General features: G+C 70.3%; 23 protein-coding genes. 8 read left to right on the top strand and 15 right to left on the bottom strand.

Translation table 11 applies throughout. The features are described 5' to 3' along the window. Window positions 1-37: 37 nt before the first annotated feature. Both D7X30_RS00350 and D7X30_RS00345 read left to right on the top strand, forming a co-directional pair. Window positions 38-1,333: a citrate synthase gene (locus D7X30_RS00350; protein WP_120560837.1), complete on the top strand. Its 1,296-nt coding sequence runs from the start codon at window positions 38-40 to the stop codon at window positions 1,331-1,333. Between the two features lie 95 nt (window positions 1,334-1,428). Next, on the top strand, window positions 1,429-1,716 hold the full coding sequence (locus D7X30_RS00345; RefSeq protein ID WP_199724135.1) for a hypothetical protein: 288 nt from the start codon (window positions 1,429-1,431) through the stop codon (window positions 1,714-1,716). 96 nt (window positions 1,717-1,812) lie between these two features. Here the strand turns inward: D7X30_RS00345 and ychF are convergent, their stop codons facing one another. The 6 genes from ychF to D7X30_RS00315 form a co-directional block, all read right to left on the bottom strand. Beyond that, window positions 1,813-2,922, bottom strand: a complete 1,110-nt coding sequence (gene ychF / locus D7X30_RS00340; protein ID WP_120560836.1) for a redox-regulated ATPase YchF — start codon at window positions 2,920-2,922, stop codon at window positions 1,813-1,815. 45 nt (window positions 2,923-2,967) lie between these two features. Then, the gene (gene atpF / locus D7X30_RS00335; protein WP_120560835.1) at window positions 2,968-3,516 is read right to left on the bottom strand and encodes a F0F1 ATP synthase subunit B; all 549 of its coding nucleotides are present in this window, start codon (window positions 3,514-3,516) and stop codon (window positions 2,968-2,970) included. Window positions 3,517-3,655: 139 nt separating this feature from the next. After that, on the bottom strand, window positions 3,656-3,886 hold the full coding sequence (locus D7X30_RS00330; protein ID WP_120560834.1) for an ATP synthase F0 subunit C: 231 nt from the start codon (window positions 3,884-3,886) through the stop codon (window positions 3,656-3,658). Between the two features lie 143 nt (window positions 3,887-4,029). After that, window positions 4,030-5,082 (bottom strand): F0F1 ATP synthase subunit A, encoded by a 1,053-nt coding sequence (gene atpB / locus D7X30_RS00325; RefSeq protein WP_120560833.1) that lies wholly within the window; start codon window positions 5,080-5,082, stop codon window positions 4,030-4,032. Continuing rightward, a complete protein-coding gene (locus tag D7X30_RS00320) occupies window positions 5,082-5,495 on the bottom strand; it encodes a hypothetical protein (RefSeq protein WP_120560832.1) in 414 nt (137 codons plus the stop codon). The genes atpB and D7X30_RS00320 overlap by 1 nt, the downstream gene beginning before the upstream one ends. Continuing rightward, entirely contained in the window at window positions 5,492-5,758 is a 267-nt protein-coding gene (locus tag D7X30_RS00315) for an AtpZ/AtpI family protein (protein WP_120560831.1), read from the bottom strand. Before D7X30_RS00315 ends, D7X30_RS00320 begins: the two co-directional genes overlap by 4 nt. A gap of 383 nt (window positions 5,759-6,141) precedes the next feature. Here D7X30_RS00315 and D7X30_RS00310 point away from each other — a divergent pair, with 383 nt between their 5' ends. After that, window positions 6,142-6,636: a YbhB/YbcL family Raf kinase inhibitor-like protein gene (locus tag D7X30_RS00310; protein WP_120560830.1), complete on the top strand. Its 495-nt coding sequence runs from the start codon at window positions 6,142-6,144 to the stop codon at window positions 6,634-6,636. Between the two features lie 16 nt (window positions 6,637-6,652). Here the strand turns inward: D7X30_RS00310 and D7X30_RS00305 are convergent, their stop codons facing one another. The 7 genes from D7X30_RS00305 to D7X30_RS00275 form a co-directional block, all read right to left on the bottom strand. Next, a complete protein-coding gene (locus D7X30_RS00305) occupies window positions 6,653-7,267 on the bottom strand; it encodes a hypothetical protein (protein ID WP_147443053.1) in 615 nt (204 codons plus the stop codon). A 15-nt stretch (window positions 7,268-7,282) separates the two neighbouring features. Then, window positions 7,283-8,113: a DUF692 family multinuclear iron-containing protein gene (locus D7X30_RS00300; RefSeq protein ID WP_120560828.1), complete on the bottom strand. Its 831-nt coding sequence runs from the start codon at window positions 8,111-8,113 to the stop codon at window positions 7,283-7,285. A 4-nt stretch (window positions 8,114-8,117) separates the two neighbouring features. Beyond that, complete coding sequence (locus D7X30_RS00295; RefSeq protein WP_120560827.1) at window positions 8,118-8,960, bottom strand: methyltransferase domain-containing protein; 843 nt, start codon at window positions 8,958-8,960, stop codon at window positions 8,118-8,120. 21 nt (window positions 8,961-8,981) lie between these two features. Then, entirely contained in the window at window positions 8,982-11,111 is a 2,130-nt protein-coding gene (locus tag D7X30_RS00290) for a carbohydrate binding family 9 domain-containing protein (RefSeq protein WP_120560826.1), read from the bottom strand. Continuing rightward, a complete protein-coding gene (locus D7X30_RS00285; protein WP_120560825.1) occupies window positions 11,108-12,424 on the bottom strand; it encodes an MFS transporter in 1,317 nt (438 codons plus the stop codon). The genes D7X30_RS00290 and D7X30_RS00285 overlap by 4 nt, the downstream gene beginning before the upstream one ends. After that, entirely contained in the window at window positions 12,421-13,044 is a 624-nt protein-coding gene (locus tag D7X30_RS00280) for a hypothetical protein (protein ID WP_120560824.1), read from the bottom strand. The genes D7X30_RS00285 and D7X30_RS00280 overlap by 4 nt, the downstream gene beginning before the upstream one ends. A gap of 573 nt (window positions 13,045-13,617) precedes the next feature. Further along, on the bottom strand, window positions 13,618-13,896 hold the full coding sequence (locus D7X30_RS00275; protein WP_158619170.1) for a PqqD family protein: 279 nt from the start codon (window positions 13,894-13,896) through the stop codon (window positions 13,618-13,620). A 317-nt stretch (window positions 13,897-14,213) separates the two neighbouring features. Here D7X30_RS00275 and D7X30_RS00270 point away from each other — a divergent pair, with 317 nt between their 5' ends. Then, a complete protein-coding gene (locus D7X30_RS00270; RefSeq protein WP_120560822.1) occupies window positions 14,214-16,883 on the top strand; it encodes a GAF domain-containing protein in 2,670 nt (889 codons plus the stop codon). A gap of 17 nt (window positions 16,884-16,900) precedes the next feature. Here D7X30_RS00270 and D7X30_RS42180 read toward each other — a convergent pair whose 3' ends face one another. Both D7X30_RS42180 and hemL read right to left on the bottom strand, forming a co-directional pair. Beyond that, window positions 16,901-19,468: a serine/threonine-protein kinase gene (locus D7X30_RS42180; protein ID WP_199724134.1), complete on the bottom strand. Its 2,568-nt coding sequence runs from the start codon at window positions 19,466-19,468 to the stop codon at window positions 16,901-16,903. Next, window positions 19,452-20,747 (bottom strand): glutamate-1-semialdehyde 2,1-aminomutase, encoded by a 1,296-nt coding sequence (gene hemL, locus D7X30_RS00260; RefSeq protein WP_120561678.1) that lies wholly within the window; start codon window positions 20,745-20,747, stop codon window positions 19,452-19,454. The genes D7X30_RS42180 and hemL overlap by 17 nt, the downstream gene beginning before the upstream one ends. Window positions 20,748-20,940: 193 nt before the next feature. On the opposite strand from hemL, the gene D7X30_RS00255 reads away from it, so the two are divergent. The 4 genes from D7X30_RS00255 to mgtE all read left to right on the top strand — a co-directional run bounded on the left by D7X30_RS00255 (window position 20,941) and on the right by mgtE (window position 24,887). After that, complete coding sequence (locus D7X30_RS00255; RefSeq protein ID WP_120560821.1) at window positions 20,941-22,248, top strand: AAA family ATPase; 1,308 nt, start codon at window positions 20,941-20,943, stop codon at window positions 22,246-22,248. Beyond that, a complete protein-coding gene (locus D7X30_RS00250; protein WP_120560820.1) occupies window positions 22,245-22,940 on the top strand; it encodes an HNH endonuclease in 696 nt (231 codons plus the stop codon). The genes D7X30_RS00255 and D7X30_RS00250 overlap by 4 nt, the downstream gene beginning before the upstream one ends. Before the next feature lie 38 nt (window positions 22,941-22,978). Next, window positions 22,979-23,365: a lactoylglutathione lyase gene (gloA, locus tag D7X30_RS00245; protein WP_120560819.1), complete on the top strand. Its 387-nt coding sequence runs from the start codon at window positions 22,979-22,981 to the stop codon at window positions 23,363-23,365. A gap of 193 nt (window positions 23,366-23,558) precedes the next feature. After that, entirely contained in the window at window positions 23,559-24,887 is a 1,329-nt protein-coding gene (gene mgtE, locus D7X30_RS00240; RefSeq protein ID WP_120560818.1) for a magnesium transporter, read from the top strand. Window positions 24,888-24,890 lie beyond the last annotated feature (3 nt).

Here is a 24,890-nt window from a genome sequence, read left to right as displayed (position 1 = left end):
TCGAGTCGAGACTCCGCGCCAGGGAGGCACGCGAAACATGGTGCGTCGTGCAGGGGGACGTTCTCAATCTCGATTCGACCATCCAGTTGAGGAGGAGCTGCTGCGCGCGGAGGAGGCGGCGGCCCTGCTGGGGGTGAAGCGGGCGACGCTCTACACGTACGTGAGCCGGGGGCTCGTGCGGTGCGTGCCGGAGAAGGGCACGAAGGAGAACCGCTATCTGCGCGCGGACGTGGAGCGGCTGAAGACACGCCATGACGCCCGCGCGGGCCACGCGGCGGTGGCGTCCGGAGCCCTGCGCTGGGGCGAGCCCGTCATCGACTCGTCGGTGTCGCGCATCAGCGAAGAAGGACTCTCGTACCGGGGCCGCGACGCGGTGGAGCTGGCCACGCGGGGCCACCGCTTCGAGGACGTGGCGGAGCTGCTGTGGACCGGGCACCTGCCACTGGAGTCCACGACGTGGCCCGCACCGGAAGCGCCGCCGTCGCCCCTCACTCCCACCGCGCTCGCGGCCATGCTCCCGCGAGACACTCCGCCCTTGTCCTCCCTGGCCGCGCTGGTGCCGCTCCTCGCCGCGAGCGACGCGGGCCGCTTCGCCGCGCCCGTGGAACAGGACCTGCTCCGCGCGCGACGGATCATCCGCCACCTGGGCGCATGGGTCTGCGTGGCCCAGGCACCCGGCCGAGTGTCGCGCGCATTGAAAGAACCCACGGTGGCCGCTTCACTCGCCACGGCCTGGGACGCGAAGCCGAAGCGGACCGCGGAGCTGATCAACCTGGCGCTGGTGCTCTGCGCGGACCACGAGCTGAACACCTCCACCTTCGCGGCCCGCGTGACAGCCTCCTCCGGCGCGGACCTGTACGCGTGCATCAGCGCGGCGCTCGCGGCCATCTCCGGCCACCGTCACGGCGGCGCCTGCGACCGCGTGGAGGCGCTCATCGCGGAGGTCGGCCGTCCCGAGCGCGCCGCGCAGGTCATCCACGGCCGCCTGCGCCGGGGCGAAGCCGTGACGGGCTTCGGCCACCGCCTCTATCTGAAGGGAGACCCGCGCACGCCGCCGCTCATCGACGCCGCGTTGAGCGTGAAGCCCGAGTCCCTGAAGGTCCGCGTGGCCCGCGCCGTCATGGACACCATGCGGGACGCTGGCCATCCCCCACCGTCCCTGGACTGGGGCCTGGTGATGCTCGCGGACGCGCTGGGCCTGCCCTCCGGCGCCGCCACCGTGCTGTTCAGCCTGGGCCGCACCGCGGGCTGGGTCGCCCACGTCCTGGAGCAGCGTGAACAGGGCCACCTGCTCCGCCCCCGCGCCCGCTACGTGGAAGCCCCCGCCCGGTAGCACCGTGAAACATTCCACGCGGCTGTCACATGGCGTGCACGCCGCGCGGCTTTCCGTTTGGCGCTCCGGGCTCCCGTGCACACACTGGCAGCCCTGTGAGCACCTCCCGTCCGACCCTGCCCTATCCCGCCCTGATGCTGCTCGGCAACGTGGCCTTCATCGCCTCGTGGATCGTTATCCTCAAGCGCCCCGAGGGCTGGCAGGTCGTGGGCCCCGTCCTCCTCGCCCTCTTCCTGGCCCTGCGCGTGGGCGGCGTGTGGAAGTACGCCCTGAACCACCCGGACCCCTCTGGCCGCACCAGGCGCTCCGCCATCCTCTCCACCGTGCTGGCCGTGCTCGCCGTGGGCCTCTGGGGCTACACATGGATGAGCGGTCCCCGCTAGGGATGAGCGGCCCCCGCTAGCAAACGAAACGGGCGCCCCTTCCGTGAGTGGAAGGCAGCGCCCGTCGTCACTTCCAACAGCGGGGAAGGCCCCGCGTCAGACGTTGAAGCGGAAGTGCATGCAGTCGCCGTCCTGCACGACGTACTCCTTGCCTTCCACGCGCAGCAGGCCCTTCTCCTTCACCGCCGCCTCGCTGCCCAGCTTCACCAGGTCCGTCCACCCGAAGACTTCCGCCTTGATGAAGCCGCGCTCGAAGTCGGAGTGGATGACGCCCGCCGCCTGCGGCGCCTTGAAGCCCTTGTGGATGGTCCACGCGCGGCACTCCTGCTCGCCCACCGTGAAGTACGTCCACAGGCCCAGCAGCTTGTAGCCCTCGCGCACCACCTTGTTCAGGCCGGGCTCCGTCAGGCCGGAGTCCGCCAGGAAGCCGGGGCGGTCGGACTCGGCGAGCTGCTGGATTTCCGACTCCAGCGCCGCCGCCAGCACCACCACGCCCGCGCCCTCCTTGGCGGCCATCTCGCGCACCTGCTGCACGCGCGGGTCGCTGTCTTCCTTGCCAATCTGCCCTTCGCTGATGTTCGCCACGTACAGCACGGGCTTGTCCGTCAGCAGGAACAGGTCCTGGATGGCCGCCTTCTCGTCGTCGGTGAGCTTCTGCGCGCGCACCGTGAGGCCTTCATCCAGCTTCGCCTTGATGCGGTCGAGCAGCGCGACTTCGGCCTTCGCCTCGTCGCCCGCCTTGCCACCCATCTTGGTGTTCTTCAGCGAGCGCTCGCGGCGCTTCTCCACGGTCTCCAGGTCCTTGAGGCACAGCTCCGTGTCGACCACGTCCCGGTCCCGCACCGGATTCACGCCTCCCTCGACGTGAGTGACGTTGTCGTCCTCGAAGCAGCGCAGCACGTGGAGCACCGCGTTCACCTGCCGGATGTTCCCCAGGAACTGGTTGCCCAGGCCCTCGCCCTTGGACGCGCCGCGCACCAGGCCGGCGATGTCCACGAACTCCAGCGACGTGGGGATCTTCTTCAGCGGCTTGACGAGCGCCGACAGCTGGTCCAGGCGGTCGTCCGGCACCGGCACCACGCCCACGTTCGGCTCGATGGTGCAGAACGGATAGTTCGCCGCCTGAGCGCCCGCGGCGGACAGGGCGTTGAACAGGGTGGACTTGCCCACGTTGGGCAGACCGACGATGCCAATGGAGAGAGCCATGATGGATTCCTGGAACAGGCGGGCGCGGCGGAAGACTCCCGGCCGTTAGGCCGAGCGGCGGGTCGCCGTGGCGCTGGTGGCGCCGGGCAGGCCCTGCACGAACTGCTCGGCCAGCGCGCGGTGCTTGGCGTCGTCCATGCGCTCGCTCATGAGCTTGCCGGCCACTTCCATGGCCAGGTCCACGGCCATGGAGCGGACCTCCGCGATGGCCTTGGCCTTCTGGTCTTCAATCTCGCGGCGGGCGGACTGCTTCAGCTCCTCCGCCTCCTTGCGGCTCTTGGCCATCAGCTCGTCGCGGAACTTCTCCATGTCCGCCTGCACGCGGCGGGTGGTCTCCGCGGCCTCGCGGCGGGCCTCGGCGATGGCCGTCTTCTGGTCGGCGAGCAGCTTCTCCGCCTCGGCGCGCTCACGCTTCGCGCTCTCAATGGCGTTGGTGATCTGCTTCTCGCGCTCCTCGACGAGCGACAGGATGGGCCCCCACGCCTTCGCCCGCAGCACCAGCAGGACGATGACGAAGGTGACGATGGTCCAGAAGATGAGGCCCGGACGGACCTCCACGAAGCTGCTGGCGGCGAGGACAGAGGGCAGGAACATGGCGGGTCCCGGTGAAGCGAAAAGACAGAGGGAGGATGCGGGAGACTTCAGGTGAGACGGTACGGCGGTACCACGAGCCGGAACGCCGGCGCCGCTTCTTCCCGAAGAGGACGCCGGCTCCCGTTGCGACCTGTCGGCCTTACTGCTTGATGGCGAGCAGGATGCAGACGACCAGCGCGAACAGCGTGGCGCCTTCGATGAGGGCCGCGGCGATGATCATCGTGGTGCGGATGTCGCCACCGGCGGCCGGCTGACGGCCCGTGGCGTCCATGGCGGCGGCGGCCAGCTTACCGATGCCGAGCGCGGCGCCGATGATGGAGAGGCCGGCGCCGATACCGGCGGCGAGGAAGGCAAGAGCGAGGTTGGTCATGGGAGCACGTCTTCTTTCGTGATGCGGGACCCGCTTGTGGGGGGGTCGTGGGGGCCCTTTAGGACTACCTCCGGCGGCCTTTCGAACCGCCGGGTCTTCAACCGGGGCGCGCCGTCGTTTCCGACAGGCGCCCCGTCAACTTGTCAGCCCAGGTGGTGGGCCTTGCCGTGGTCGTGGCTGGCGCCGGTCTCATGGTGGTCATCGTGGTGGTGGCCCATGGCCACGCTCATCCCGATGAACAGCGCCGACAGCATGGTGAACACGTACGCCTGCACGAAGGCCACGAACAGCTCCAGCAGGTAGATGCCGAAGGCGAACGGCACGCTCACCAGCGCCACCGCGGGGTTGCGGAGCATGAAGATGAGGCCCAGCAGGAAGAAGATGACGATGTGGCCCGCCAGCATGTTGGCGAAGAGACGGATGGTGAGCGCGAAGGGCTTGGTGAACAGGCCCAGGACCTCCACCGGAATCATGATGGGCCACAGCCAGGGGGCCACGCCGCCCGTCAGGTGCTTCAGGTAGCCACCGATGCCCGCGGCGCGGATGCCCGCCGCCTGCGTGACGAAGAAGGTGCACAGCGCCAGGCCGCACGTGACGGCGATGTTGCCCGTGGCGGTCGCCATCCAGGGGAACAGGCCCAGCAGGTTCATGAAGAGGATGAAGAAGAACGCGGTGAGCAGGTAGGGCACGTAACGGGGGCCCTCCTCCTTGCCGATGTTCTTGATGGCCAGCTCGTCGCGCACGAACAGCACGAGCATCTCGAAGAGGTTCGCCCCGGCGCCGCGCGGCACGAGCTTCGTCTTGTCGCGGTTGCTCCAGATGAGCAGCGCGCCGATGAGCAGCAGCGCCGCCAGCCACATCATCACCGTGTGCTTGGTGATGGAGAGGTCCAGGCAGCCCTGGCCCAGGCCCGGGTACACCTCGCCGTGGCCCCCGTGCGTGTCCACCATGGGCGTGCAGGCGCCCTCGTGGAACGGGATGAGGATGCGCGGCAGGTGGATGGGGATGTGGTTGTGGCTGAGGGGGACCTCGAACTCGTACTCGTTCGAGTCCGCCACGTGGTGGAGGATGTAGCCGGCGACGTCCTCGCCCTCGGCGTCCTGGGCCTCGTTCGCGGAGCCGTGCTCATTGGCCTGGTCGGAGGCCCATACGGCGCCCGCGAACAGACAGGCGAACAGCACCATTGCCTTGCGCATCACTCGTCTCCGCCCGCCGCGTCTTTCGACGCGGCCATCACGTAGCTGACTTCAATCCACTGCAGCGCGAAGTAGACGCCGAAGAAGCCGCCCACGAACGCGATCGCGCTCAAATTCCGGGACACCACCCACGCCAGCCCAATCCCCACGCCCACGCCCCTGAGGGCGAAGACCACACCGACCACCTTCAACGCCGCCTTCAAATCCGCCTGCATCGCCGCGCGCCGCTTCAGCACCAGCGCCAGCACGCCCGTCACCGCCGCGATTCCCACACCCAGCAGCGCGGCGACCCGGTCCTCGGTCACCTTCGGCAGCGCCGCCGCCACCACCGCGCCCACGCCCATCACCGCCGCCGCCAGCCCCGCGTGCGTCCAGAACGGGTCCCGCTTCGGCTGTCCGCCCGTCCCCGTCACTTGCGCTTCCCCAGCCGCGTCATCGCGTGAAGGAAGCCGTAGAACCCCACGCCAATCCCCACCAGGCTCAAGCCCAGGAGCAGCCAGGGCGACGTCCCCAGCCACTTGTCCAGGAAGTACCCTCCCAGGACCCCCACCACCGCCCCGCCCACCAGCTTCCAGACCGCGGAGATGTACGGCTCCGCCGCCCGCATCTGCCGGGCCGTCTCGCCCAGCTCACTGCCCGGCGCATCCGCCTGCTTCCGAGGCTCCTGGTCTGCCATGCGGACGCCTCACCAAACCCCGGGAAAGTCTTGGGTTTCCTTCACCAACCCCGACCCCGCCCATACACGCGCGGGCGCCGCTTAGCACCGAATGAGCGGCGCGTGCAACCGGTACGGGGGCGCGGGGCACCCCACCGCCAGCAGCGGTTGCGGCACCCGCAAGCGCAGCTACCACGGCGCCGGGGCCATGGGGGCGGTTTCTCCTCTAAACGAGGGCCTATCCGGGCAGGCGGCCCGGGGGGCGCCCGGTGGATCAGCGGGGGCACGCCCCCAGGGGGGTGACGGGCGGCCGGGCGGAGCGCCCTCCGTCTCTCAGCACCGGGACTCCGGCATCGCCAGCTTGGCAGGGGTCACGTTGGCCGTTCAGGCCCAAGGAGTCACGCATGCCGAAGCCGCTCGAGCTCACCTCGCCGAAGTTCAAGGACGGGATGCCCATCCCCATCGCCTACACCGGCGAGGGCGACGACAAGGCGCCTCCCCTGCACTGGGAGAACCTCCCCGCCGGGGCCAAGAGCCTGGCGCTCATCGTGGAGGACCCGGACGCGCCGGACCCGGCGAACCCCCAGCGCACCTTCTGCCACTGGGTCCTCTACAACCTCCCCGTCAACACCCAGAACATCCCGGACGGGGCCACCTTGGACGTGCTGCCGGAGGGGGTGCGGCTTGGGCGCAACGACTTCAACCGGCAGGACTACGGCGGCCCCATGCCGCCCATCGGCAGCCACCGGTACTTCTTCAAGCTGTACGCCCTGGACACGGTGCTGCCGGACCTGAACCAGCCCAACCGCACGCAGCTGCTCAAGGCGATGGAGGGCCACATCGTGGGGGAGACGCAGCTCATGGGCACCTACGAGAAGACGCACCACCGCAAGCACTGAAGGCGCACGGGGCACCTCAAGGTGACGGCAGCTCGCGCAACATCACGGCGGGCAGGCCAGGCACCTTGAGGTACTCCACGCGCGTGGGCTTCGGCTCCACCGGGGGCCAGCCCGGCGCGTCCAGCGCGGCGAGCAGTGTGAGCACCGGGTAGTCGAAGGACTCCACGCGCGGGCCTGATGCCGGCATGGGGGCAAGACCCCACGCGAGCGACAGGCGCAGCCGTTCGCACCGCGCCAGCTGTGGCACGTAGGCGGGCAGCCGCTGGAGGAGCTTCGCGTGCGGGGCGTGCTCGCCCGCCTCCAGGAAGTGGCAGTACGCAATGGCCTCCTCGCGGTTGAGCACTTCAGGCAGCACGTCCTGGAGGAAGCGCGCTCGCAGCGGGCCCAGCTCCGGCCGCTTCGCTTCGTCCACCCAGGGGAGCTGTTCACGCACGCGCTCGGTGCGGTGGAAGTCCATCATCCGGCCCGCGCGCTCCACCACCACCGGATCCACCCGCTGGAGTGCCTCCGCGTCCAACGGCGTCAGGCCCAGCGGGGCCAGGGCTTTGGGGGCATCGAGGCGCCACGCTTCACGGAAGCGCGGATCCACGTGCAGCCGCGCCAGGACTTCCAACGTTCGTGGATAGCTCATCGTCGGTCGCTCATCTCAAGCCGCGCTCGCGCCGCAGCGCTGGAGGATGGCGCGCGCGCGGGCCAGCTCCTCCACCAGCCGCGCGAACGGAGGAAAGCCGCTGTCCATCTCGAAGTTCACCCCGCGCACCGGGCTGCGTGGCGCCACGTACTCCAACAGGCGCCACACCTCCTCCGGCGACGGCGCGGAGTGGCTGTCCAATCTCAACCCCTCCATCGTGACGCCGCCGGCCAGATGCACCTGCACCACGCGCTCCAAAGGCAGCCGGTCCAGGAAGGCATACGGGTCGAACCCGTGGTTGACCGCGTTGCAATAGAGGTTGTGCAAGTCCAACAGCAGTCCGCAGTCCGCGCCCTCCACCACGCGGCGCAGGAACTCTGCTTCATCCAACGTGTTGAGCGGCGTGTGGAAGAGATACGCGATGTTCTCCACCACGAAGGGCACGTCCAGGTCCGCCCGCGCGGCCTTCACGTTGCGCACGCACGTGGCCACCGCCTCCTCCGTCAGCGGCACCGGCGTCAGCGCTCGCAGGGGCAGGTTCCCCACGCGCGTGAAACACAGGTGGTCTCCGTGCCAGACGCTCCGGGTGACGTGGCGGACGCGCTTCAAGCCGTCCCGGTAGCCGGGCGCGTCCACGCCGTCCGAGCCCACCGACAGCTCCAGGCTGTGGCCCACCAGCGGATAGCGCTTCGCGAGCAGCTCCAGCCGCCGCTCCGAGTCCGGCGTGAGCGGCAGGAAGTGCTCGGGCGTCACCTCCAGCCAGTCCACGCCGGGGTTGCCACGCGCCAGGTGCGGATTGAGGTCCCAGCGGTAGCTGAGCCCCACGCCCAGGAAGGGAAGGCCCATGGCGTCAGGCCTTGCGCCGCGCCATCACCTGGAGGTGCTGCCCCAGGACGGCGAAGCCCTCGTGCGCCAGCTTCTCCTGCAACGCCAGTATCTCCTCGCGCGCGGCCCACGCGTCCCACGGCTTCTCCGCGGTGCCGCCCTGCGCGGCCGCCATCGCCTTGAGCATGTCGAAGAACATCACCGGCTTGCCGAAAATCTCCAGCAGCTCCGCGCCCGCGTCCGCCACCGCGCGCTCCAGCTCGCGCACCGTGAAGGCGTGCACCGGCAGGCCATACGGGCACGTCGTGCGGCCGTCGTGGAGCGTGCGGAAGGCCTCCTGCGGCTTGCCCAGCTTCAGATAGCCGGCGAACGCCTCGTAGCGGTTGTCCACGCCCAGCACCACCGGCGCGCCCGGCTTCGCCACGCGCACCAACTCCTTCACCGCGCGCGGGTACGCATCCAGGCAGTACGACACCGGGTCGCCTTCGCAGAAGACCAGGTCGAAGGCCGCGTCCGGCAGCTCCAGCGCCGCGACGTTCCCCTCCACGAAGGTCACGCGGTCCAACAGGCTCTTCGCGGCGAACTGGGCCCTGGCGCCGTCCAGCATGCCCGGAGAGATGTCCAGCACGGTGACGTGGTGCCCTCTTTCCGCGAAGCGCGTGCCGAACTTGCCGCCCCCGCCGCCCGCGTCCAGCACGCGCCAGGCCGTGCCGTCCTTCGGCAGCAGCGCCTCCACCGGCTTCCAGGTGAGGTGTTCGTACGTCAGCCAGAACAGCTTGATGGCCGTGGCGTCCGGCGCGCCCTGGTCGTACTTCGGGGACACCTCGTCGTAGCGGCGCTTGAGGCTCTGCGGGTCGGCGGCGGTCATTCGAATGCCCCTTGGGACAGGTCAGTAGTTGAAGGAGATTTTCGAGAGGATCCGCCGCTCCTGGGAGCCGCCGAAGGGCTGATCCGTGTAGACGAGGAAGATGTCGCTCCACTGGCGGTAGTGCCACCCCACCATCGCGTCCAGGAACGTGCCCTTCACGGAGTTGTAGTCCGCCAGCTCGTACACGCCGCCCTTCTGCAGCGTCAGGCGCGCGTAGAGGTCCGGGCTGAAGTGGTAGCGCAGCTGCGCGTAGCCAGAGAAGCTGTAGCCATCCCCGGACGTGCCGTAGAGGTCGCTGTTCGTCGGCACGTTGAAGTTGCGCGTGTAGAAGCCGCTGAAGCGCGCGACGATGTGCGGCCCCACCTTCATGTTCACCGCGCCGTTGACGCCGCGGATCTCCCCGCCCAGGAAGCGGCCGGCGACGGCCGTCAGCGTGTAGCTCTGCCAGTCGTGCGGGAACAGGGTGAAGCCGAACGTGCCCAGCCGGTCCCGGAAGCCCAGGTTGTCGTCGTAGATGCCCTCCAGGTAGAGCGCGAAGTCGTGGTGCAGGTAGGGCTGCACGTTGAGGCGGTTGCGCCAGCGCGTGCGTTCGCCCTCGTGGTTGCGGCGCCACAGCGAGTCCCACGTCACGTCCAGCCGGGGCAGGAAGCGCCACCCGGGGAACGGGTTCAGGAACAGGCGCGAGTTGTAGCCCTGCTTGTCCACCACCGGCGTCCAGCCCAGCGGGTTCGCGTAGTTCTTCCCGATGTCCTCGAACTGCAACCAGAACTCCGACAGCGTGTCGAAGCGGTGCAGGCCCACGTGGTACGCGTCCGAGTCCTCGTTGCCCAGCGGGCTCCAGCTCTTCAGCGCCTGCGCCTGGATGAAGAACTCCTCGAAGAGGTGGAAGTTGCCGTCCACGCCCACCGTCTGGAAGTCCGAGTCCCCGAACAGCCCGCCCCGCCCGCTGCGGTTGAGCGCCACCAGGGCAATCATCGACCGCTTGCCGATGTCCTGCTGCAAGCGAATCACGCCGGAGTTGACGTTCTCGAAGATCTCGCGGCCATTGGCGTCCCGGCCGGTGGAGTCGCGGTGCTGCACGTCCAGCAGCGAGAAGTTGAGACCGCTCACCCTGCCGGTGAGCTGCAGGCCGCCCCACACCCGGTCATGCGGCCTCAGCGCGATGCGGCGCGAGGTGAAGACGTTGATGGGCGCGATGAAGAGGTGCTCGCTCTCCGTGAAGAACGCGCGGCGCTCCGGCAGCAGCGGCAGGTCCGTGTCCAAGAGGAGGAAGCTCTGGTCCGCTTCCGCGTCGCTGAAGTCCGGGTTGGCGGTGAGCTTCACCGACAGCCAGGGCGTCGGGTCGATGCGCGCGTCCGCGCCCACGTTGGGACGGAAGACGCCCCGGTCATCCGTGGTCTTGAGCGCCACCGTGCTGGCCACGTACGGGGTGATGCTGAAGATGGAGCGCGGCTTGATGCCCTTGAGCCCCTCCAGGTGCGGGTAGCGGCTCACCTTCGCGCTGTTGACGCCGTCCGGCGTCCAGTTGCTCCACTCCTGGTTGCGCGACTGTTCGCGGTCCAGGAGCATGCCGAACGACATCTCGTCCTTCGCCTCGAACTGGAAGTTGGCGAACGGGATGCGCACCTCCGAAATCCACCCGTCCTTCACGATGGTGGACTTCGTCTCCCACTCCCCACGCCAGTTGGTGGAGAACGCCTCGCCGTCATCCACGATGCGCCCGTCGGTGCGCACGCCCAGCGGGTTGGTCCAGAAGTAGTACGCGTTCCGGTGGTCCAGGAACGTGTCCAGGATGATGGTGATGTTGTCCTCCTGGTGGAGGAACCCCTCGTTCTGCACCGTGTAGCCGGTGATGCGCTCCGGCTTGGAGTCGATGCAGTGGAAGAGGAAGTACAGGTTGTCCTGGTCGTAGAGGATGCGGACCTTGGTGTCGTCCGGCGCGGGCTTGCCGTAGTTGACGCGCGTGAGGTACCAGCCGGCGATTTCCGGGGCCGCCTGCCACGCGGGCTCATCCCCCTTGCCGTCGATGGTGATGACGTCCTGCGTCCGCGTCGCGGTGACCTTGTACGTCGAATCAGCGTGTCCCAGCGTGGGCACCAGCGCGGCCAACAGCGCGGTGCCCCAGCGACACACGTGGCGAAGGGGGCTCATCCGGGCTCCGAGGTAGGGGTGAGGGCGGCCACGGGGGCCGGTTCAGGCGTGGAGTGGGAGGACGCCTCGCGCACGCGCGACACACAGCCGAGCGCCAGCACGAGGGCCACAGACGAAAGAAGGAACGTGGAGCCGATGCCGGCCCGCTGCGCGGTGAAGCCATAGGTGACGGGCGCGAGCACGGAGGCCAGCGCGCCGCAGGCGCCCAGCGCGCCCATGAACCGGCCGCGCTCGGAGGGCGCCGGGGACTGCTCCACCACCAGCGCGGACGCGGAGGAGCGGTGCAGGCCGTCGGGGATGGCCAGCAGCACCCAGGCCACCACCAGCGTCATCAACGCGGCGCCGTCCGGCAGCCATCCCGCGGCCCCCAGCACCGCCGCCATCACCGCCATGCCCGCGAGGCCCGGCACAATCAATCCCACGCGCCGGGACAGCCGGTCCGACAGCCGTCCGCCGAAGGGCTGCGCGAACGCGTACGTCAGCCACGACGCCGCCACCAGCGGCCCCACCGCCTCCCGGGGCGCGCCCAGCTCCACCGCGTACAGCGGCAGGTACGTGGGGAACAGCGCCAGCGCGAAGGTGAAGAAGAACTGCCAGAGGAACAGCGCCGCCGCGCCCGGCCGGTCCTTCACGTAGGTGAACGGCGACCAGAGCCCCCGGAACACCAGGCCCCATGCCGCGCCCGCCCCACCGCGCACTGCCTCCGCGCGCGGAGGACGCGCCGGTTCGTTCAGCCCCAGCAGCAGCAGGCTGCCCGCGAGGAACAGGCCCCCCGCCAGGAAGAAGGTGCCCGCCACCGACAGCGTGCGGATGACGGCGGAGGACGCGAACAGCGCCGCGACGAACACCAGGTTCGACGTGGCATCCAGCAGCGCGAAGAGGGTGGCGCGCTGCCTGGAGGGCGCGAAGTCCGCCACCATCGCGTTGGACACCGGCGCCGCGCTGCGCGACAGCAGCATCTTGAGGATCATCACGGCGGCGAGCGGCTGCGGGTCGTCCACCAGCGCCACCGCCGGCACCATCAGCGACGTGACGAGCGACAGGCCCACCACGAAGGGCTTGCGCCCATGGCGGTCCGACAGAGCCCCCAGCACCGGCTGCACGAAGATGGGCAGCAGCGCCCCCACCGTGTAGAGCGCGCCAATCTCCTTGAAGCCCAGCCCGCGCTCGCGCAGGTACAACGGCATCACCGGGTTGAGCAGGCCTGAGGCCGCCATGCCCAGCAGCCCCGAGCCCAGCATCACCCGCAGGTTCCCCAGCCCCCGCGTCAGCCCGTACATCTCCCGGATGGCACCCACGCCCTGGCGGATCATCCCCCCACCCCTCCCCCGGCGTCGGGTCCGTCGGGGCGAGGCTTCAGCCCCAGCACCGCCTCCACTGCCTTCGTGAGCGTGGGCACCGGCCGCACGTCCAGCGCCGTCAGGGGCGCCGCGTCGAACCCGCTGCCCTCCGGCACGAACACCGCCACCTTCCCCGCCCCCGGAAACACCTGCTTCACGTAGGACTGCGCCACGCCCAGCTTTCCCTGGAGGAACTCGCGCGGCGCGGGCGCGAGCTTCTCCCCATGCGCCTCCAGCGCCACGCCCGTGCCCAGGAAGGGCGACGGCAGCGGCAGGCCCCCGAGCAGCGCCACCCACGCGACGAACAGCGGCAGCGACGCGCTCCGGCCATCCAGCGTCACGTTCCGGCCGCGCGGCGAGACGTGCAGGTCCGTCTGCTCCCACGGCAGCGCGTAGCGCGCGCGGCCCACCGCCGACAGGTGGCGCGCATGGTCCTGCCACGCGGGGGTGAAGGCATTGCCCCGCGACACGTCCGTCCACAGCCGCCCCTTGCCGGGGCCCACGGACACCTCCACGGGCACGACGCGAAAGAGCGCGTGTCCGCCGACGTCCGCCTGGGTGAAGAGCAACACCTGCGTGGATGCGGGCAGCATGGGCGGGGAGGAGTGTCGGCGTGCGAGAGGAAAGACACGGCCGGGAGGAGGACCACAGACCTCCTCCCGGCCATGAAACGCGTTACTCCGCGACGACGATCACGCTCATGCCGTTGGAGCAGGTGCACTTGTCGGTGGCGGCGGAAACGCGGACGATCTCGGACTGGATGTACATGGTGGTTCTCCTGGGTTTGATGTTTGGGGTTTCAGGGAAACGACGGGCGCGACTACTCCGCGCTCACGGTGGTCGAGGCGATGACCATGCCGTTGGAGCAGGTGCACTTGTCGGACGACGCGGACACGCGGACGATCTCGGACTGGATGTACATGGTGATTCTCCTGGATGGATTGCTGCGTTCACTGCCACTGCGGTGAAACATGGCGGAGTGTGGACAGGGGGTCTGACATTGCCTGCCAACACACCGGTGCTTCATTCCAGCCGTGAAAGGACGTCTCACGTCTGGCATCACGCGCACCCGGGGCGACCCGGGCACACGGGATTCCCAAAGGCCAGGACATGGCCCGGCCTGTCCCTCTCACGAGGGAAAAGGCGCTACAGCGGACGGCGGAAAGTCAGACGGGACGCGAGGGCTCGCACAGCCCCAGCTCCTGGAACTGCGTCACGGTGCGCTGGACGTCGGCGCGGATGGCCTCTTCCTGACCCGAGGCGCCCAGCCGGAGCGCCAGCGACGCCACCGCCCCGTCCAGGGACGTGTCGCCCTGGCACAGCTCGAAGATGCGGGCGGCGGTCTCATTCACCCGGAAGACCTCCCCGCCCTCGGTGTCCAGGAGGAAGAAGGCTTCGCCCTGCTGCTGGACGATGACGCCGGAAGTCGCGCGGGGCAGATTCAAGACATCCCCCTCCGAAGGCGCGGCCCTTGGGGATTCCTGACGGAAGCGGAAGGCGTCGGAACCCGGCTCAAGCCGCGCTGTTATAATTCCATGCTTCTAGGTGTTCTCACAAACACTGTCAATACATGCAAGGATTCAGGTTGGGGACCCATGAGAGGGTTTGCGAACGTGCCGGGTCGTGAGGCGCCGCGCCGGTCCAGGGCGGGGACCGGCTGTTGTGCGGTGGTGGGCGATTGACGGGCGGGGGTGGCTTCACCGCGGGGGGCCAGGGGTGCGAAGGTGGGGGGGTGAGGAGCACAGAGCGCACGAACCGTCGGGTGGGGACGGTTTCCGAGGAACCGGAGGCGGTGTACCGCCTCTTCGACGACATGCCCCTGGGCGTGTTCGTGCTTCGAGACGGCCTGCTCATCCACGCGAACACGGCCCTGTCGCGCCTGCTGGGCGTGGAGCGCGAGCAGCTGCTCGGCAGGCCGGTGACGGCGCTCCTGTGGGAGCCGGGGCCGCAGGAGGATCCGGCGGACCGGATTGCTCGGCGGCTGGGGTCGTCACCCGTGGCGGGCACCTATGAAGCGTGGCTGCACGTGGGCACCGGCGGGCTGCGCGTGGAGCTGACGGTGCACCCGCATGCCACGGATTGGGTGGTGCAGGTGCGCGACGTGACCTCCCGCGTCCGGCGCCGCATGGTGCTGCGGCGGCTGGCGGAGCTGGGAAGCGAGGTGCGCGCGCTGCACTCCGAGGACGCGGTGCGCGAGGAGGTGTTCCGGGGGCTGGAGGCGCTGGAGCTGGGCTTCGCGTGGCTGACGCCCCGGGGCGTGGGCGTGGAGCTGTCCGTGGCGGGACTGTCCCCCCGGCTGGTGCCGCACGCGCCATCGCTGGGAGGCCGCGTGCGGGTGGAGGCCCCTGGCGGCTGGGCACCCGCGCTGGTGCGCACCTGGCGCGACGGCGATGCGTGGATGGAGGACCTGGGCGTGGAGGCGTCCCGGTTCGTGTCCGAAGCGCGCATGGACGCGGTGCTGGCGGTGTTCCGGCGCGTGGAGACGCACCGGGCGGTGGGCGTGCGCATCGACGTGGAGAACGCGCCCACGGCCATGCTGGTGCTGGCCGCGGACTGGCTGAGTGAGGAGGACGTGGCGGCGGTGCGGCTGTTCGGCCAGCAGGTGTCGTCCGCGCTGGACGCGGCGCGCACCATCCAGCGGCTGAGCGTGCGCGCGACGGCGCTCACCGCGCTGGGACGGCTGGCGTCACAGGCCGCGTCCGCGCCGCACCCGCGCGCCTTCTTCGGCTCCGGCACGGAAGAAATCTCAGGCCTGCTGGGCTGCGACGCGGTGTGCCTGCTGTTGCCCGCGGACACGCGGCACGAGTCGGGCGAGTCCCTGGAGCTCGTGTACGCGCGAGGCCTGTCCGAGGACGCGGTGGCGCGCGTGCGCCGCGCGCGGCTGGGGTCGCTTCCGCGTCCGGGCGGGATGCCGGACGCGGTGCAGGTGCTGGACGCGGAGGCGTGTCCCGCGCCCACTCGCGACGCGCTCCGGGCGCTGGCGTTCCAGACGCTGGTGTCTGTGCCGCTGCGGGTGCGCTCGCGCGGCGTGGGCACGTTGAGCGTGCTGTTCCACGCGCGCCGCCGGCTCACCGCGCTGGAGGTGGAAACGCTCCAGGCCATGGGCACGCACTTCGCGGCGGCCATTGAATCCCACCGGCTGCTGGACGAGGTGCGCGGCCGGGCGGAGGACCTGGCGCTGATGCACGAGGTGGGCAAGGCGCTGGCTGCCACGCTGGAGCTGGACCGGCTGCTGGCCACGGGTGTCACCAGCCTGGCGCGCATCGTGGACGTGCCGGACGCGTACGTGCTCCTGCCGGATGCCCAGGGGAACCGGCTCGCCATCCGCGCGGCGACGGGCAGCCACCCGGAGCTGGTGGGGCGCCACGTGTCGCTGGACCTGTCGGCGAATTCGCTCGCGGGCCAGGTGTTCCGCACGCGCCAGCCGCTCCGCGTGGAGGACGCGCGGCTGGAGGTGCGGGTGGACGACGAGCTGCGCCGCGCCGCGGAGGCCCAGTCGTACATGGTGCTGCCGCTCGCCGTGCACGACCAGATGGTGGGCGTGGCGGTGATGGTGGAGACGCGCCGGCCCCGCCGCTTCACGCCCGCGGAGCTGGAGCGCGCGGACGCCATCGCCAACCAGCTGTCGCTGGCGCTGGAGGGCGCGCGGCTGGTGGAGGACCTGAAGCAGAGCTACGCGGAGCTGGCGCGCGCGCAGGAGCAGCTGGTGAACCGCGAGCGGCTGGTCGCGCTGGGCGAGCTGTCCGCGGTGGTGGCCCACGAGGTGCGCAATCCCCTGGGCGCCATCTTCAATTCGGTGGCCACCATCCGCCGCATCATCGGGCCGGAGAATCCGGCCATCCCGCTGGTGGACATCGTGGGCGAGGAGGCTGACCGGCTCAACCGCATCGTCGCGGACCTGCTCACGTTCGCGCGGCCTCCGTCGCCGCACCTGTATCCGGTGTCGGTGACGCAGCTGTTGGAGGAGGCGGTGGGCAGCGCGCTCTCCGACGTGGGCGGCACCTCGCCGCCGCCGGTGCGGGTGGAGTGGGTGATGGAGGAGGACGTGCCGTCGGTGACGGTGGACGAGCGGCTCATCCGCCAGTGCTTCCTCAACGTGGCGCTCAACGCCGTGCAGGCCATGCTGCCCCAGGGCGGCACGCTGCGCGTGATGGCGCGCAAGGCGTGGATGGACCGGGCCGGCGTGCAGGTGGAGATCAGCGACACGGGACCGGGCATCCCGGCGGAGCTGCGCGTGCGCGTCTTCGAGCCCTTCTTCACCACCAAGGCCCAGGGCACCGGGCTGGGGCTCGCCGTGGTGAAGCGCATCATCGATTCACACGTGGGTCAGGTGTCGCTGGACGCGCCGGAGACGGGCAAGGGCACCATCTTCCGCCTCTTCCTGCCGCTGGAGCCGCCGGTGGCGCCGAACCTGCCCCTGACGGGCGTCTGACGGAAAAAGGCGCGCGCTCAGGCGCCGCCTTCGCCGCCGTTCAGGAAGAGCCACATCACGCCGAAGCCCAGGCCGCACGCCAGGGCCACCACCGCGAGCATGGCCCAGAAGCGGTACTGGGGCGGGATGGGCCACAGGCCCTGGAGCGGGCTGCCACCCGCGGACTTCGCGGGCCGCTTCTTCTTGTTGTCGCGCTTCTGGGCGGCGAGCTCGGCTTCGCGGCGCTTCAGCTCCGCTTGCCGGAGCGCCTCGGAGATGTCCATGTCGTAGCCCACGAGCGTTTCGCGCGTCTTGGTCCGCACCTGCATGGGGCGCGTGTCGTGGGGCCGCTCATTCACGACGGGGGCCTGGCGGCGCGGGGCCTCCTTCGGCGCGACGTAGGGGGTGGCCTTCTCGTCCAGGTAGGCCGGCATGTTGCCCGTCGTCTGGGACAGGGCGCCGAAGATCTTCGCGGCCTCCAGGGCCTCGGTGGCTTCGCCCGCGCCCTGCGGCGCCCAGGGCACCGGCAGCTCGTCCTGGGACATGGGGCGGGTGGCGTCCGGGAACGCTTCGGCGGGACGCGGTTTCGGGGCGGCGCCGACGGTGGTCTGGGGACGGGGCTGGGATGCAGGAGCGCGCGGCGCCGCGTTCGCATTGGGACGGCCGGGCTTTTCGACGTCGGTGCTCTCTTCTTCCGCGTCGTCGTCCGTGCCCGGGCGCGCAGCCATGGGCGAGGAACCGGCGCCCTCGGTGGCGTCGTCCTCGCCGGAGCCCGGGGTCCAGCCGCCCTTGCCGGTGGCGGGCAGGCCCGTGGCGCTCTTGCGCGCGGGCCGCTCGTTGGTGGTGGAGTCCTCACTGCCTGCGCCGGGAGTCCAGCCCGGGCGCGAGGGGCGGTTCTGCATCGGTGAGTCCTCCGGGGCCGGGGGGGGCCCCTCACTGTGAGACGCTCGAAGGTGTGTAACGGAGTCTTTCGCGTCCGGGCCCGGATTCCAATCCGGCCGAGACGGTTCTTCCGCCGGAGCCTGCCTGCCCGAAGGGGAATCCGTGGGCGCGGGGGTGCGCTCCCCCGGGTCGGTGGTGTCCTCGGAGCCCGGGCCCCCACGGGAGTCCAGGGGGCCGGGAACCTCCTGGGGGGTGGCTTCGTCCTCACCCGGCCCGGGAGTCCACTGCGCGCGAGCCGCTCCGGGCGCCGCCTCCGGGGCCTGGGGAGGAAGCCCCGGCGTGGTGGGCTCCGCGGCGCCAATGCCTGGCAGCCAGGCATCCATGGTGATTTCCAGGTTGTGCAGCCGCGCCGGAGGCGCCTTGCGCGGCAATTCCGGCGCGTCGCCAGACTCCTCCTGGAGCCTTTTCGCCTCCGCCGCCGCGCGCAGCGCCTGCTCCACCTTCGCCGCGTCCAGGGCCTCGGTCTGCTGCCCCACGGTGGCGTACTCCGGCGGCTGCGGCTTCGCGGCGTCCCGCGCTCCGCTCTCCGGGCCCGCGCCCTCCGCCCGCCGCAACTTCGCCGCGTCCAGCGCCTCCGTCGCGATGTCCTCCTGCGCGCGGAGCGCCTCCGCCGCGTCCATGGCCCCGGGGGGCGCGAGCACGGACGGGAACTCCTGACGCGTGTTCGCGCGCTCGGGCTGCTCGCGCAGCAGGTCGTCCAGCACCTGCTGTTCGATGACCTTCTCGCGCGGGAAGGCCGCGGACATCAGCCGCACCAGGTCCTGATCCGTCACGGTGGGCGCCAGCTTCTCCTTCAGCGCGCCCAGCGCCTCCGCCATGGCCGTCGCCGTGGGGAAGCGGTCGTTCGGCTCGGACGCCAGCGCGCGCGCCAGGAACGCGTCCACCGCGCGCGGCAGGTCCGGCCGGTAGCGCCCCGCCGGTTCCCACTGCGGATAGGCCGCGCGCCGCCAGCGCTCCAACGGGTCGCCCCGCTGCGACAGCGGCTTCCACGAGAACAGCTCCCACAGCACCACGCCCACCGCGTACAGGTCCGCGCGCCGGTCCACCGTGCGCTTGCGGGCCTGCTCCGGCGCCATGTACGTGAGGTTGCCAATCACCACGCGCGGCGCCGTCTGCTGCTCCTTCAGCGTGGACTGCGCCGCGCCGAAGTCGATGATCTTCACCTCGCCCGCGTAGCTCACGCACACGTTCGCGGGGGACAGGTCGCGGTGCACCAGGTGCAGCGGGTGCCCTTCCTCATCCGTCGCGTCGTGCGCGTACGCCAGGCCCTCGCACAGCCGGATGCCCATCTGGAGCAGCGGCCCCAGGGGCATCATCCGCTGACGCTGCCGCAGGCGGTACGCGAGCCGGCTGAGCGTCTTGCCCAGCACGTACTCCATGGCGAGGAACAGCTGCCCGTCCACCTCGCCCATCGCGTACACGCGCGCGATGTTCGGGTGCGCCAGCCGCACCACCACGCGGGCCTCGTCGCGGAAGCGGCCCACGAACTGCCGGCTGTCCACCAGCCCCGGCAGCACCTTCTTCACCACCACCGCGCGCCCCACGCCCTCCTCGCGCGCGAGGAAGACCTCCCCCATCCCCCCGGCGCCAATGCGGCGCACGAGGGTGTAGGGACCGAAGCGCACGGGCCCGGTCAGGGCCTCTGGTTCAACGGGCGTCGCCAAGCGCGCGGAACGCCTTGCGGGCCGCGGCGAGCACGTGCGCCACCTCCGGCTCGCCGATGGCCAGCGACACGAACGCCGCCTCGAACTGGCTGGGCGGCAGGTACACACCTTCCTGGAGCATCGCGTGGAAGAAGCGCCCGAACTTCGCCGTGTCCGCCTTCTTCGCGGACGCGTAGTCGAACACCGGCTCCGCCGTGAAGAACACCGTGAGCATGCTGCCCACGCGGTTCACCGTCACCGGCACGCCCGCCGCCTTCGCCTCCGCGCGGAAGCCCTCCTCCAACAGCAGGCCCAGCTGCTCCAGCCGCGAGTACGTCCCCGGCGCCGCGAGCGCCTTCACGCACGCCAGGCCCGCCGCCACCGCCACCGGGTTCCCGGACAGCGTGCCGGACTGGTACACGGGCCCCTCCGGCGCCACCTTCGCCATGATGTCGCGCCGGCCGCCGTATGCCCCCAGCGGCATGCCTCCACCCACCACCTTCGCCATGGTGGTCAGGTCCGGCTTGAGCCCGTACAGCTCCTGCGCGCCGCCGCGAGCCAGCCGGAAGCCCGTCATCACCTCATCCAAGATGAAGAGCACGCCGTGCTTCTGGCAGAGCTTCTGCAACCCTTCGAGGTAACCGGGGCGCGGCACCAGCACGCCCATGTTGCCCACCACGGGCTCGATGATGGCGCAGGCGATGTCCTTGCCCTTCTCGTTGAAGATGCGCTCCACGGCCTCCAGGTCGTTGAAGGGCGCGGTGAGCGTGAGCGACGCCAGCGCGGACGGCACGCCCGGCGAGTCCGGCAGGCCCAGCGTCTCCACGCCGCTGCCCGCCTTCACGAGGAACGGGTCACCCGCGCCGTGGAAGCAGCCCTCGAACTTGAGGATGTAGTCGCGGCCGGTGAAGCCGCGCGCCACGCGGACGGCGGCCACCGTGGCCTCCGTGCCGCTGGAGACCAGGCGCACCTTCTCCACCGAAGGCACCGTGGCGCAGAGCAGCTCCGCGAACTCCACCTCCGCGGCGACGGGCGCGCCGAACGTGGTGCCGCGCCGGGCGGCCTCCAGGATGGCCTCCACGATGGGCGGGTACGCGTGGCCCAGGATGAGCGGGCCCCAGCTGCCCACCAGGTCCACGTAGCGGTTGCCGTCCACGTCGGTGAGCCACGCGCCGGAGCCCTCCTTGAAGAAGACGGGGTCGCCTCCCACGCCACGGAAGGCACGCACCGGAGAGTTCACGCCACCCGGGATGCGCGCCTGCGCACGGGCGAAGAGGGCCTGGCTTTGAGCGTGTTTCATGCCGGTGGGCATAGCACGCGCCGGACGCGCGTCCCTGCCCCGAGTGGCCCTCCGATGTCGCCTTTTCACCCCCGAGCGGACGCCTGCCTGGCTGACCGGGGCGCGCTCGCAACGTAGGGAATTCACGTGCGTCGCCAGGGACCTGGACGATACTGGCGGGCAAGCTGTTCCACAGGTCCCGACGAAAGCACCGATGAGAATCGAGCGCATCGAGGTCAAGAACTTCCGTGGATTCGCGTCGCGAGCCTTCGAGTTCTCGCCCTCGTTCAACGTGCTCATCGGCGACAACGGCACGGGCAAGACGGCCATCCTCGACGCGCTCTCCATCGCGGCGGGCGCCATCTTCCTGGGACTGGAGGGCGCCACCCCTCCCGGCATCCATCGCGATGACGTGCGGCGCGTGATGCACACCACGGGCGAGGTGCCCACGCTGGAGGCCCTCTACCCCGTGGAGGTGCGCTGCCGGGGCCTCATCGAGGGAAAGAGCCTGGAGTGGGCGCGGACCCTCGAAGGCCCCAACAAGCACACCACCCATGGACAGACATCCGACCTGTCCAAGCGGACGCTGTCCTGGCGCTCACAGGTCCGCAAGGGCAAGGACGTCGTCCTGCCGCTCATCGCCTACTACGGCACCGGGCGCCTCTGGCTGCAGCGCCGGGCCCGCCAGTCCACGGCGTCGGATGGAGCCAGGGTCCTCAAGCCCCGCTCGCGGTTCAGGGGCTATCACGGGTGCCTTGACCCCTCCTCCAATCACAAGGACTTCGTCTCCTGGTTCAAGACCATGGAGCTGATCCAGCTCCAGGAGGGGCGCGCGCTCGGCACGTTGGGCGCGGTGAAGCACGCGCTTCGCGAGTGCATGCGGGACTGGACGGACGTCCGCTATGACTTGCGGCTAGGCATGCTGGTCGCGAGCAAGAAGGACGGCGCCCAGCTGCCCTTCGACATGCTGAGCGACGGCGCCCGGAGCATGCTCGCCATGGTGGGCAACATCGCCTACCGGTCCGCCACCCTCAATCCGCACCTGCGTGAGCAGGCGCCCTCCCAGACGCCGGGCATCGTCCTCATCGACGAGCTGGACCTGCACCTGCACCCCAACTGGCAACGCGAGGTGGTGGACGACCTGCGCAAGGTCTTCCCCCAGTTGCAGTTCGTGGCCACGACCCACTCGCCCTTCATCGTCCAGTCGCTGCGCGAGAACGAGCTCATCAACCTGGATGATCAATCCCGCGAGACGCTCCCCAGCCGGAGCATCGAGGACATCGCGCAGGAGGTGATGGGCGTGGAGCTTCCCCAGCGCAGTCACCGCCATCAGGTGATGATGGAGGCGGCGCGGAAGTACTACGCGGCGCTGGAGCAGGCGAAGGGCGCCAAAGGCAAGGAGCTCCAGCGCCTCAAGCAGGAGCTCGACGAACTCTCCGCGCCCTTCAGCGACGACGTCGCCTACCACGCCTTCCTGGAGATGCAGCGAGGCAAGGCCGGGCTCCCCGGAGACGGTTCGTGAGACCCGTGGAGCGGGGGGACTGGCCCGTCGACAACGACGGCGTGCGCCGGACCTTCTCCGACTACCCGGAGGCGCGGGGCGCGCTCATCGAGCGCATGGGTGAATACTGCGCGTTCTGCGAGGGCAGGATGAACGCCAGCCTCGCCGTGGAGCACATGCTTCCGCAGGAGCATCACCCCGGGCTCGCGCGGGACTGGCACAACTTCCTGCTCGCCTGCGTGAACTGCAACAGCACCAAGAGCGCCAAACGCATCCGCCTGGGGAGCTACTACTGGCCGGACCGCGACAACACGTCCCGGGCCTTCGTCCACGCCGCGGACGGGGTCGTGACCGCGGCGCCAGACCTGAGTCCCCAGGAGCGGCGCCGCGCGGAGCGGACGCTCCAGCTCACGGGGCTCGACAAGCTGCCGCCCCACCACCCCAGGGCCAGCGACCGCCGCTGGCAGCATCGCAGGGAGGCATGGGCTCGAGCGGAAGAAGCCCGGGACTGCCTCGCCGCCTCGGACACGCCCCACATGCGACGGCTGGTCATCCGGCAGGCCACGGCGCTGGGCCATTGGTCCATCTGGATGACTGTCTTCGCGGCGGACGCGGACATGAGACAGCGGCTCATCACCGCGTTCACCGGCACCGCCAGGGCCTGCTTCGACACGGCCACCCGGCCCGTCCCCCGCGCGGGCGGCGCGCTTTAGCCTGCGCACCTACACGCGGGCGCGGTTATAGCCACCGCATGCGCATCCTCCACACCATGCTCCGGGTCGGCGACCTGGAGAAGTCGCTCGACTTCTACACCCGCGTGCTCGGCATGACGCTCCTGCGCCGCCAGGACTACCCGGACGGCAAGTTCACCCTCGCCTTCGTCGGCTACGGCCCGGAAGACACCCACCCGGCCCTGGAGCTCACCCACAACTGGGACACGGCGAAGTACGAGCTGGGCTCCGCCTACGGCCACATCGCCCTGGGTGTCAGCGACATCCACGCCACCGCCAACGCCATCCGGCAGGCCGGCGGCAAGGTCGTCCGTGAGCCCGGCCCCATGAAACACGGCACCACCGTCATTGCCTTCGTGGAGGACCCGGACGGCTACAAGGTGGAGCTCATCCAACAGAAGACCTGACCCACCCCGGGGTGCCCCGGGGTGCCCTCCCGTGAACCGGCGGACACGGGTGGCATGGGCAGGCAGGCGGACGGGACTTTCCGCTCGATGTTTCGCGCCTTCCGCTCGCCGCGCCCCCGGCGGGGGTGTAGAGAGGCCCGCGCGCGATGCAGCGAGGCGCGCACCCTCCCCCTCTTCTTTCGAGGCCGTCGTCATGGTGGAGAGTCCCCAGAGCCAGAACGCGCTGTCCCCCGACGAGCTTCACGAGGCGTGGGCCGTGCTCTCCGTGGACGAGCGCCTGGAGGGCTTCCGCCTGCTGCCCGCGGCGGTGGCGGACGACTTCTTCCTGGGCCTCAGCGCGCGCGAACAGGGCGAGCTCATCCTCAGCCTCCCCCCGGCCGAGCGCCGCACCTGGGTCCGCCTGCTCCCCCCGGACGACCTGGCCGACCTGGTCCAGGCCGTGGAGCCGGAGCAGGTGGACGCCATCCTGTCCCAGCTGGACGACGCCAGCCGCCGCGAGGTGAACGTCCTCCTGGCGTACTCGGAGGACGACGCGGGCGGTCTGATGAACCCGCGCTTCGCCCGCGTGCGCCCGGACATGAGCATCGACGAGGCCATCGGGTACCTGCGCAAGCAGGCGCGCGAGAAGGTGGAGACCGTCTACTACGCCTACGTGCTGGACGCCGAGCAGCGGCTGCAGGGCGTGCTGTCCCTGCGCCAGCTCTTCCAGGCCGCGCCGGACAAGCGCGTGGCGGACGTGATGATTCGCGACGTCATCACCGTGGCGGAGAACACGGACCAGGAGGCGGTGAGCCGCACCTTCTCCGAGCACAGCTTCATGGCCATGCCCGTGGTGGACGAGCAGCGGCGCATGAAGGGCATCGTCACGGTGGACGACATCGTGGACGTGGTCCAGGAAGAGGCCACGGAGGACATCCAGAAGGTCGGCGGTATGGAGGCCCTGGACGCGCCCTACTTCGACGTGGGCTTCCTGGCGATGCTCAAGAAGCGCGCCGGCTGGCTGATGGTGCTCTTCCTGGGGGAGATGCTCACCGCCACGGCCATGGGCTACTTCGAGCACGAGATTGCCCGCGCCGTCGTGCTGAGCCTCTTCATCCCGCTCATCATCAGCTCCGGCGGCAACTCCGGCAGCCAGGCCACCACGCTCATCATCCGGTCGCTGGCGCTGTCGGAGATGCGGCTGAAGGACTGGTGGCGCGTGGCCCGGCGGGAGCTGAGCACGGGCCTGGCGCTGGGCGCGGTGCTGGGCGTGGTGGGCTTCACCCGCGTGATGGTGTGGCAGGGCCTGTTCCACAGCTACGGCGAGCACGCGTTCCTCATCGGCATGACGGTGGGCGTGTCGCTGGTGGGCGTGGTGATGTTCGGCACGCTGTCCGGTTCCATGCTGCCGTTCATCCTCCGGCGCGTGGGCTTCGACCCCGCGAGCGCGTCCGCGCCCTTCGTGGCCACGCTGGTGGACGTGTCCGGACTCGTCATCTACTTCACGGCCGCGAGCCTCTTCCTGAGCGGCACCCTGCTGTAGTCA

This window comes from Corallococcus sp. AB011P (assembly GCF_003611605.1).
Taxonomy (GTDB): Bacteria; Myxococcota; Myxococcia; order Myxococcales; family Myxococcaceae; genus Corallococcus; species Corallococcus coralloides.
This window is presented reverse-complemented; position numbering and strand designations above follow the sequence as displayed.